Below are 7,434 nucleotides of genomic sequence, written 5' to 3' on the forward strand. Positions count from 1 at the left end.
GCTGGTCGGGCCGTCCGGTGCGTCGGAGTACGCGGGAGAGGCGGGAGAGGCGGGCCGCGGCGCCCCCGGTGCCCAGAACACTGACGGAAAGGAGGCCGACGGTGCCTGACAACGACGCAGAGGGGCTGCACCCCAAGACCCCGCGCAGCTCCGTGGCCGGCTTCGGCGTGACCTTCAAGGACATGTTCAAGAAGCGGCTGACCGAGCAGTACCCGGAGTACAAGAAGCCGACGGCACCGCGCTTCCACGGCCGCCACCAGCTCAACCGGCACCCCGACGGACTGGAGAAGTGCGTCGGCTGCGAGCTGTGCGCCTGGGCCTGTCCCGCCGACGCCATCTACGTCGAGGGCGCGGACAACACCGACGAGGAGCGCTACTCGCCGGGCGAGCGCTACGGCCGCGTGTACCAGATCAACTATCTGCGCTGCATCCTGTGCGGTCTGTGCGTCGAGGCGTGCCCGACGCGCGCGCTGACGATGACCAACGAGTACGAACTGGCCGACTCCTCCCGCGAATCGCTCATCTACACCAAGAAGGAGCTGCTCGCGGGCCTGGAGGAGGGCATGGTCGACTCTCCGCACGCCATCTACCCGGGCATGACGGAGAAGGACTACTACCGCGGCCTGGTCACCGAGGCGGCCCCGGACACCACCGTGCAGCGGACCACCGACAGCGGCGATCCGCAGGAGTCGGCACGGGACTTCGGCTCCGCCGAGCCCGCCGCCCAGCCCGTCGTCACCGACGGTCCGGTGGACGCCGCCGGTGAGGCCGGCGGCGTCGACCCCTCCGCGCGCGACGTCTCCGAGGCGGCGACCGCCGCCGCGGGCACGGCAGTTCGCTCCGAGGGCAACCGCTCCGGCAACGACGCCAGGGAGGGACGGTGACCATGCCCGCACTCCCCGCCACGGGGGGCGTGCCGTCCTCCGGCGGCGCCCTCACGCTCGCCGCGACCGCCACCTCCGGGGGCGAGACGGCGGCGTTCTGGGTGCTCGGCACCATCGCGGTGCTCGGCGCGCTCGGCACCGTACTGCTGCGCCGCGCGGTGCACTCGGCGCTGTGCCTGGCGGGCACGATGGTGATCCTGGCGCTGTTCTACCTCGCCAACGGCGCGTACTTCCTGGGCATCGTGCAGATCGTCGTCTACACCGGCGCCGTGATGATGCTCTTCCTCTTCGTGCTGATGCTGGTGGGCGTGAGCGCCGCCGACTCGCTCAAGGAGACGCTCAAGGGCCAGCGTTGGCTGGCCGCCGCCTGCGGTCTCGGGCTCGGCGTCCTGCTGGTCGCCGGGATCGGCCAGGCCGCGGTGCACACCTTCGAGGGAGTGGGCCGCGCCAACGCCGGCGGGAACGTACCGGCGCTGGCGACGCTGCTGTTCACCAAGTACGTCGTCGCCTTCGAGGTGGTGGGCGCCCTGCTCACCGTCGCCGCCGTCGGCGCGACGCTGCTCACGCACCGCGAGCGCATCGAGAAGTCCAAGTCCCAGCGCGAACAGGCCGAGGAGCGCGTCAAGCGGGGCACACAGCTCCCGCCGCTGCCGGCGCCCGGCGTGTACGCGCGGCACAACGCCGTCGACCGTCCGGGCCTGCTGCCCGACGGCACGCCGTCCGAGCTGACGATCAGCGCGACGCTGCGCGACCGCGGCCAGGTGCGCGAGGTCGGCCAGGAGGCGCTGCACCGGGTGGCCGCGCTGGAGCAGCGCACCGCCGACAGCCACGGCCAGACCGAGCACGGGCGCATGTACGGCGAACCGCACGACCCGCAGCGGGACGTGGACGACGCCGACGACGCGGGTCAGGGCGGCCGTGAGGCCCGCAAGGCCCGTGGCGAGGCCCGGGAAGAGGAGGCCGCGAAGTGAGCCCGGTCAACTACGTCTATCTCGCCGCGGTGCTCTTCACCATCGGCGCCGCCGGGGTGCTGATCAGGCGGAACGCGATCGTCGTCTTCATGTGCATCGAACTGATGCTGAACGCGGCGAACTTGACCCTGGTCGCCTTCTCCCGCATCCACGGCAATCTCGACGGCCAGATCATGGCGTTCTTCGTCATGGTCGTCGCCGCCGCCGAGGTCGTGGTCGGGCTGGCGATCATCGTGATGATGTACCGCTCCCGGCACTCGGCCTCGGTCGACGACGCCAGCCTGATGAAGCTGTAAGGGGTACGAACCAGTGGAGTCATTGATCGGACTGCTCGTCGGCTTCCCGCTGCTGGGCGCGGCGGTGCTGCTGTGCGGCGGCAGGAAACTCGACCGGAGCGGGCACTGGCTGGGCGTGCTGCTCTCCGGGGCGTCGTTCGTGACGGGCGTCGTCCTCTTCGCCGGGATGCTCGGCAAGCCCACCGACCAACGCGCCCTGCACCAGCACCTGTTCACCTGGGTGCCGGTGGAGAGCTTCCAGGCGAACGTCGCCTTCCAGCTCGACCAGCTCGCCATGACGTTCGTGCTGCTGATCACCGGTGTGGGCACGCTGATCCACATCTACTCGGTCGGCTACATGGAGCACGACGTCGGGCGGCGCCGCTTCTTCGGGTATCTGAACCTCTTCCTCGCGGCGATGCTGCTGCTCGTCCTCGCGGACAACTACCTGCTGCTGTACGTCGGCTGGGAGGGCGTCGGCCTCGCCTCGTACCTCCTGATCGGCTTCTGGCAGTTCAAGCCGAGCGCGGCGGTGGCGGCGAAGAAGGCGTTCCTGGTCAACCGCGTCGGCGACGCGGGCCTGGCCATCGCTATCTTCCTGATGTTCACCACGTTCGGCAGCTTCACCTTCGCGCCCGTCCTGGACAACGCGACGGACGCCGGCGAGGGCAAGCTGACCGCGATCGGGCTGATGCTGCTGCTCGCCGCGTGCGGCAAGTCGGCGCAGGTGCCGCTCCAGTCCTGGCTCGGCGACGCGATGGAGGGCCCGACTCCGGTCTCGGCCCTCATCCACGCCGCGACGATGGTGACGGCGGGCGTCTACCTCATCACCCGCTCCGGCGCGATCTTCAACGGCGCCCCGGACGCCCAGACCGTGGTGGTCGTCGTCGGCGCGGTCACGCTTCTCTACGGTGCGATCGTCGGGTGCGCCAAGGACGACATCAAGAAGGCGCTGGCCGGTTCGACCATGTCGCAGATCGGCTACATGGTGCTGGCGGCCGGACTCGGCCCGATCGGCTACGCGTTCGCGATCATGCACCTCGTCACGCACGGCTTCTTCAAGGCGGGCCTCTTCCTCGGCGCCGGCTCGGTGATGCACGGCATGAACGACGAGGTGGACATGCGCCGTTACGGCGGTCTGCGCAAGTACATGCCGGTCACCTTCGTGACGTTCGGGCTCGGCTATCTCGCCATCATCGGCTTCCCCGGACTGTCCGGCTTCTTCTCCAAGGACCAGATCATCGAGGCCGCGTTCGCCAAGGGCGGCACGCAGGGCTGGATCCTCGGCGCGGTCACGCTGGTCGGCGCCGCGATCACCGCGTACTACATGACGCGCGTGATGCTGATGACCTTCTTCGGCGAGGAGCGCTGGAAGGGCCAGGAGAACGAGCCGCACCCCCACGAGTCCCCGAAGATCATGACGGTCCCGATGATCGTGCTCGCCTTCGGATCGGTCTTCGCGGGCGGTCTGTTCAAGGCCGGCGAGTCCTTCGTCCACTGGCTGGAGCCGGTCACGCAGTTCGAGCACGGCCACTCGCCGGTCTCGGCCGCCGCGGTGACGGGCGCGACCGTCGTCGCGCTGCTGCTCGGCGTCGGCGGTGCCTGGCTGCAGTACGGACGGCGGCCGGTGCCGTCGGTGGCCCCGCGCGGCAGCCTGCTGACGCGTGCGGCACGGCGCGACCTGCTCCAGGACGACATCAACCACGCCGTCCTGGTCAAGCCCGGCGAGTATCTGACGCGCGGGCTGGTCTACGCCGACAACAAGGTGGTCGACGGCGCGGTCAACGGCACCGCCGCCGCCTTCGGCGGTCTCTCCGGCCGTACGCGCCGGGTCCAGAACGGTTTCGTCCGCTCGTACGCGGTCTCGATGTTCGGCGGCGCGGCGGTCCTGGTCGCCGCGACCCTGCTGATGAGGGCGGTCTGAGTCATGTCTGTAGCAAACGCAGGATTCCCCCTGCTCACGGTCACGGCCGCGCTGCCCGCGGCCGGCGCGGTCGTCACCGCGGCCGTGCCCGCCGCCAGGAGGGGCGCCGCGAAGTGGCTCGCGCTGCTCTTCTCGCTGGCGACGCTCGTCTTCGCGCTGGTCGTGCTGGCGCGCTTCGACCCGGGCGGCAGCCGCTACCAGCTCACCGAATCCCACTCGTGGATCGCGGACTTCGGGGTGCGCTACGAGCTGGGAGTCGACGGCATCGGCGCCGTGCTGATCGCGCTGACCGCGCTGCTGCTGCCGTTCATCGTCGGCGCGGCCTGGCACGACGCGGACGAACTGGAGCCCGCGCGCCCCAACCGGCGCTGGCGTCCCACCCAGGGCTTCTTCGCGCTGATGCTCGCCACCGAGGCGATGGTGATCGTCTCCTTCGCGGCGACCGACGTCTTCCTCTTCTACGTCTTCTTCGAAGCGATGCTCATCCCGATGTACTTCCTCATCGGCGGCTTCGGGGACCGCGCGCACGCCGCCGGCGAGGAGGAGGGCGCGAAGCAACGCTCGTACGCGGCCGTGAAGTTCCTGCTCTACAACCTGGCCGGCGGTCTCATCATGCTGGCCGCGGTGATCGGGCTGTTCGTGGTGACCTCCGACCAGTTGGGCGAGGGCACCTTCTCGCTCCAGCAGATCGCGCAGGCCCGCGCGAACGGCGACCTCACGATGGGCACCGGCATCGAGCGGCTGCTCTTCCTCGGCTTCTTCTTCGCCTTCGCGGTGAAGGCGCCGCTGTGGCCGCTGCACACCTGGCTGCCCAACGCCATGGGCGAGGCCACGGCTCCGGTCGCCGTCCTGATCACCGCCGTCGTCGACAAGGTCGGCACCTTCGCGATGCTCCGCTTCTGCCTCGGGCTGTTCCCGGAGGCCAGCAAGTGGGCCACGCCGGTGGTGCTCGTCCTGGCGCTGGTGAGCATCCTGTACGGCGCGCTGCTGGCGGTGGGCCAGCGGGACATCAAGCGGCTCATCGCCTACGCCTCGATCTCCCACTTCGGCTTCATCATCCTCGGCGTCTTCGCGATGACCAGCCAGGGCCAGAGCGGCGCGACGCTCTACATGGTCTTCCACGGCGTCTCGACCGCCGCGCTGATGCTGGTGGCCGGGTTCCTCATCAGCCGCCGCGGCTCGCGGCTCATCGCGGACTACGGCGGTGTGCAGAAGGTCGCGCCGGTGCTCGCCGGCACGTTCCTGGTGGGCGGTCTCGCGACGCTGTCGCTTCCGGGTCTGGCCCCGTTCGTCAGCGAATTCCTGGTGCTGGTGGGCACGTTCAGCCGCTATCCGGTCGCCGGCATCGTCGCGACGGCGGGCATCGTCCTCGGGGCGCTGTACATCCTGCTGATGTACCAGCGCACCATGACCGGGCCCGTCGAGAAGCCGGAGGTGCGGGCCATGCCCGACCTGCGCGTACGGGAAGTGGCCGTGGCGGCGCCGCTGGTGGCGCTGCTGCTCTTCCTCGGGATCTTCCCGAAGCCCGTGGCCGACATCGTCAACCCGTCCGTCGAGCACACGATGTCGGACGTGCACAAGAAGGACCCGAAGCCGGACCACCAGGTCGCGGAGACGGGCTGGTTCGACTACAAGCCGGCCGAGCACGCCGGAGGTGACCACAAGTGAGCGCGGTGGCAACGGTTTCGGGGGCTGCGGGCGCCGTCCCCAGCCTGTGGACACTGGGGGCGGAGCAACTGGAGCCCCCGAAGATCGAGTACGGCGAGCTGTCGCCGACGCTGATCGTGCTGGGGGCCGCCGTCATCGGCATCCTCCTGGAGGCCTTCCTCCCCCGGAAGCTGCGCTACGGCGCCCAGTTGATCCTCGCGGCGCTCGGTCTGGCCGGCGGTTTCGCGGCCGTCCTCGGCCTCGCGATCTCGGGGCACGCCACGACCAAGGCGGCGATCGCCGGCATGGGCGCCATCGCCGTCGACGGTCCGACGCTCTTCCTCCAGGGCACGATCCTGCTGGTCGGTCTGGTGTCGGTGTTCGTCTTCGCGGAGCGCCGCCTGGAGCCCCGCTCGCAGACGGCGACCGTCGACTCGTGGGCCGCGCAGCCCGCGTCCGTACCGGGCGGTGAGGGCGAGCGCGAGGCGACGAAGGCGGGCTGGACGACCACCGAGGTCTATCCGCTGCTGCTCTTCGCGGTCGGCGGCATGCTCATCTTCCCCGCGGCGAACGACCTGTTGACGCTCTTCATCGCGCTGGAGGTCTTCTCGCTGCCGCTGTATCTGCTGTGCGCGCTGGCCCGCCGCAGGCGGCTGCTCTCGCAGGAGGCGGCGGTCAAGTACTTCCTGCTGGGCGCCTTCTCGTCGGCGTTCCTGCTCTTCGGTGCGGCGCTGCTGTATGGCTACTCGGGCAGCGTCAACTACTCGGGCATCGCCCGGGTCGTGGGCAACGCCGACCGCTCCACCAGCGCCGTCCTCGCCGAGACCACGTCCAACGACGCGCTGCTGCTGATCGGCGGTGCGCTCGTCGTGATGGGTCTGCTCTTCAAGGTCGGCGCCGTCCCGTTCCACATGTGGACCCCGGACGTCTACCAGGGCGCGCCCACACCCGTCACCGGCTTCATGGCGGCGGCGACGAAGGTGGCCGCGTTCGGCGCGCTGCTGCGGCTGCTGTACGTGGTGCTGCCGGGGCTGCGCTGGGACTGGCGTCCGGTCATGTGGGGCGTGGCGATCCTGACGATGCTGGCGGGCGCGGTCGTGGCCATCACGCAGACCGACGTCAAGCGGCTGCTGGCCTACTCGTCGATCGCGCACGCGGGCTTCCTGCTGGCCGGCGTCATCGCCACCTCGCGGGACGGCGTCGCCTCCGTGCTCTTCTATCTGGGCGCCTACTCGTTCGTGACGCTCGGCGCCTTCGCGGTGGTCACCCTCGTACGGGACGCGGGCGGTGAGGCGACGCATCTGTCCAAGTGGGCGGGCCTGGGCCGCCGTTCACCGCTGCTGGCGGGGGTCTTCGCGCTCTTCCTGCTGGCCTTCGCGGGGATTCCGCTGACGTCCGGCTTCGCCGGCAAGTTCGCGGTCTTCAAGGCGGCGGCCGAGGGCGGCGCCGGTGCGCTCGTCGTGGTCGGTGTGATCGCCTCGGCGATCGCGGCGTTCTTCTACATCCGCGTCATCGTGCTGATGTTCCTGAGCGAGCCGAAGGCGGACGGCCCCACGGTCGCCGTCCCCAGTGTGTGGACGACGTCCGCGATCGCGGTCGGTGTCCTGGTCACGGTCGTCCTGGGTGTCGCACCCCAGTACTTCCTGGATCTGGCGAACCAGGCGGGCGTCTTCGTCCGCTAGCGCCCGGGGCGTTTCTCTGTACCGCCGCTGCCCGGCACCCCGCGAAGGGGC

At 70.1% G+C, this 7,434-nt stretch carries 6 protein-coding genes; all 6 read left to right on the forward strand.

Translation table 11 applies throughout. The features are described from left to right. The first annotated feature begins 182 nt into the window (after positions 1–182). Genes nuoI through nuoN form a run of 6 tightly spaced genes read left to right on the forward strand, consistent with a single transcriptional unit; the run spans position 183 to position 7,383 of the window. The gene (gene nuoI, locus AN218_RS23335) at positions 183–884 is read left to right on the forward strand and encodes an NADH-quinone oxidoreductase subunit NuoI (RefSeq protein WP_244900623.1); all 702 of its coding nucleotides are present in this window, start codon (positions 183–185) and stop codon (positions 882–884) included. Positions 885–886: 2 nt separating this feature from the next. Beyond that, positions 887–1,855 carry an NADH-quinone oxidoreductase subunit J gene (locus AN218_RS23340; RefSeq protein WP_070018867.1) on the forward strand — a complete coding sequence of 323 codons (969 nt, stop codon included), beginning with the start codon at positions 887–889 and terminating at the stop codon, positions 1,853–1,855. After that, the gene (gene nuoK / locus AN218_RS23345) at positions 1,852–2,151 is read left to right on the forward strand and encodes an NADH-quinone oxidoreductase subunit NuoK (RefSeq protein ID WP_028437880.1); all 300 of its coding nucleotides are present in this window, start codon (positions 1,852–1,854) and stop codon (positions 2,149–2,151) included. Before AN218_RS23340 ends, nuoK begins: the two co-directional genes overlap by 4 nt. Positions 2,152–2,164: 13 nt before the next feature. Beyond that, positions 2,165–4,054, forward strand: a complete 1,890-nt coding sequence (gene nuoL, locus AN218_RS23350) for an NADH-quinone oxidoreductase subunit L (protein WP_070018868.1) — start codon at positions 2,165–2,167, stop codon at positions 4,052–4,054. A 3-nt stretch (positions 4,055–4,057) separates the two neighbouring features. Then, complete coding sequence (locus AN218_RS23355) at positions 4,058–5,722, forward strand: NADH-quinone oxidoreductase subunit M (protein ID WP_070018869.1); 1,665 nt, start codon at positions 4,058–4,060, stop codon at positions 5,720–5,722. Then, entirely contained in the window at positions 5,719–7,383 is a 1,665-nt protein-coding gene (gene nuoN, locus AN218_RS23360; protein WP_070018870.1) for an NADH-quinone oxidoreductase subunit NuoN, read from the forward strand. The genes AN218_RS23355 and nuoN overlap by 4 nt, the downstream gene beginning before the upstream one ends. Positions 7,384–7,434: the final 51 nt, after the last annotated feature.

The sequence above is a fragment of the Streptomyces nanshensis genome (assembly GCF_001751255.1).
In the GTDB taxonomy this organism is placed as follows: Bacteria; Actinomycetota; Actinomycetes; order Streptomycetales; family Streptomycetaceae; genus Streptomyces; species Streptomyces nanshensis_A.

What these genes read in the sequence shown, in the direction of transcription:
- nuoI (WP_244900623.1), top strand. Translation starts at nt 183, where the DNA reads ATGTTCAAGAAGCGGCTGACCGAGCAGTACCCGGAGTACAAGAAGCCG.
- AN218_RS23340 (WP_070018867.1), top strand. Translation starts at nt 887, where the DNA reads ATGCCCGCACTCCCCGCCACGGGGGGCGTGCCGTCCTCCGGCGGCGCC.
- AN218_RS23355 (WP_070018869.1), top strand. Translation starts at nt 4,058, where the DNA reads ATGTCTGTAGCAAACGCAGGATTCCCCCTGCTCACGGTCACGGCCGCG.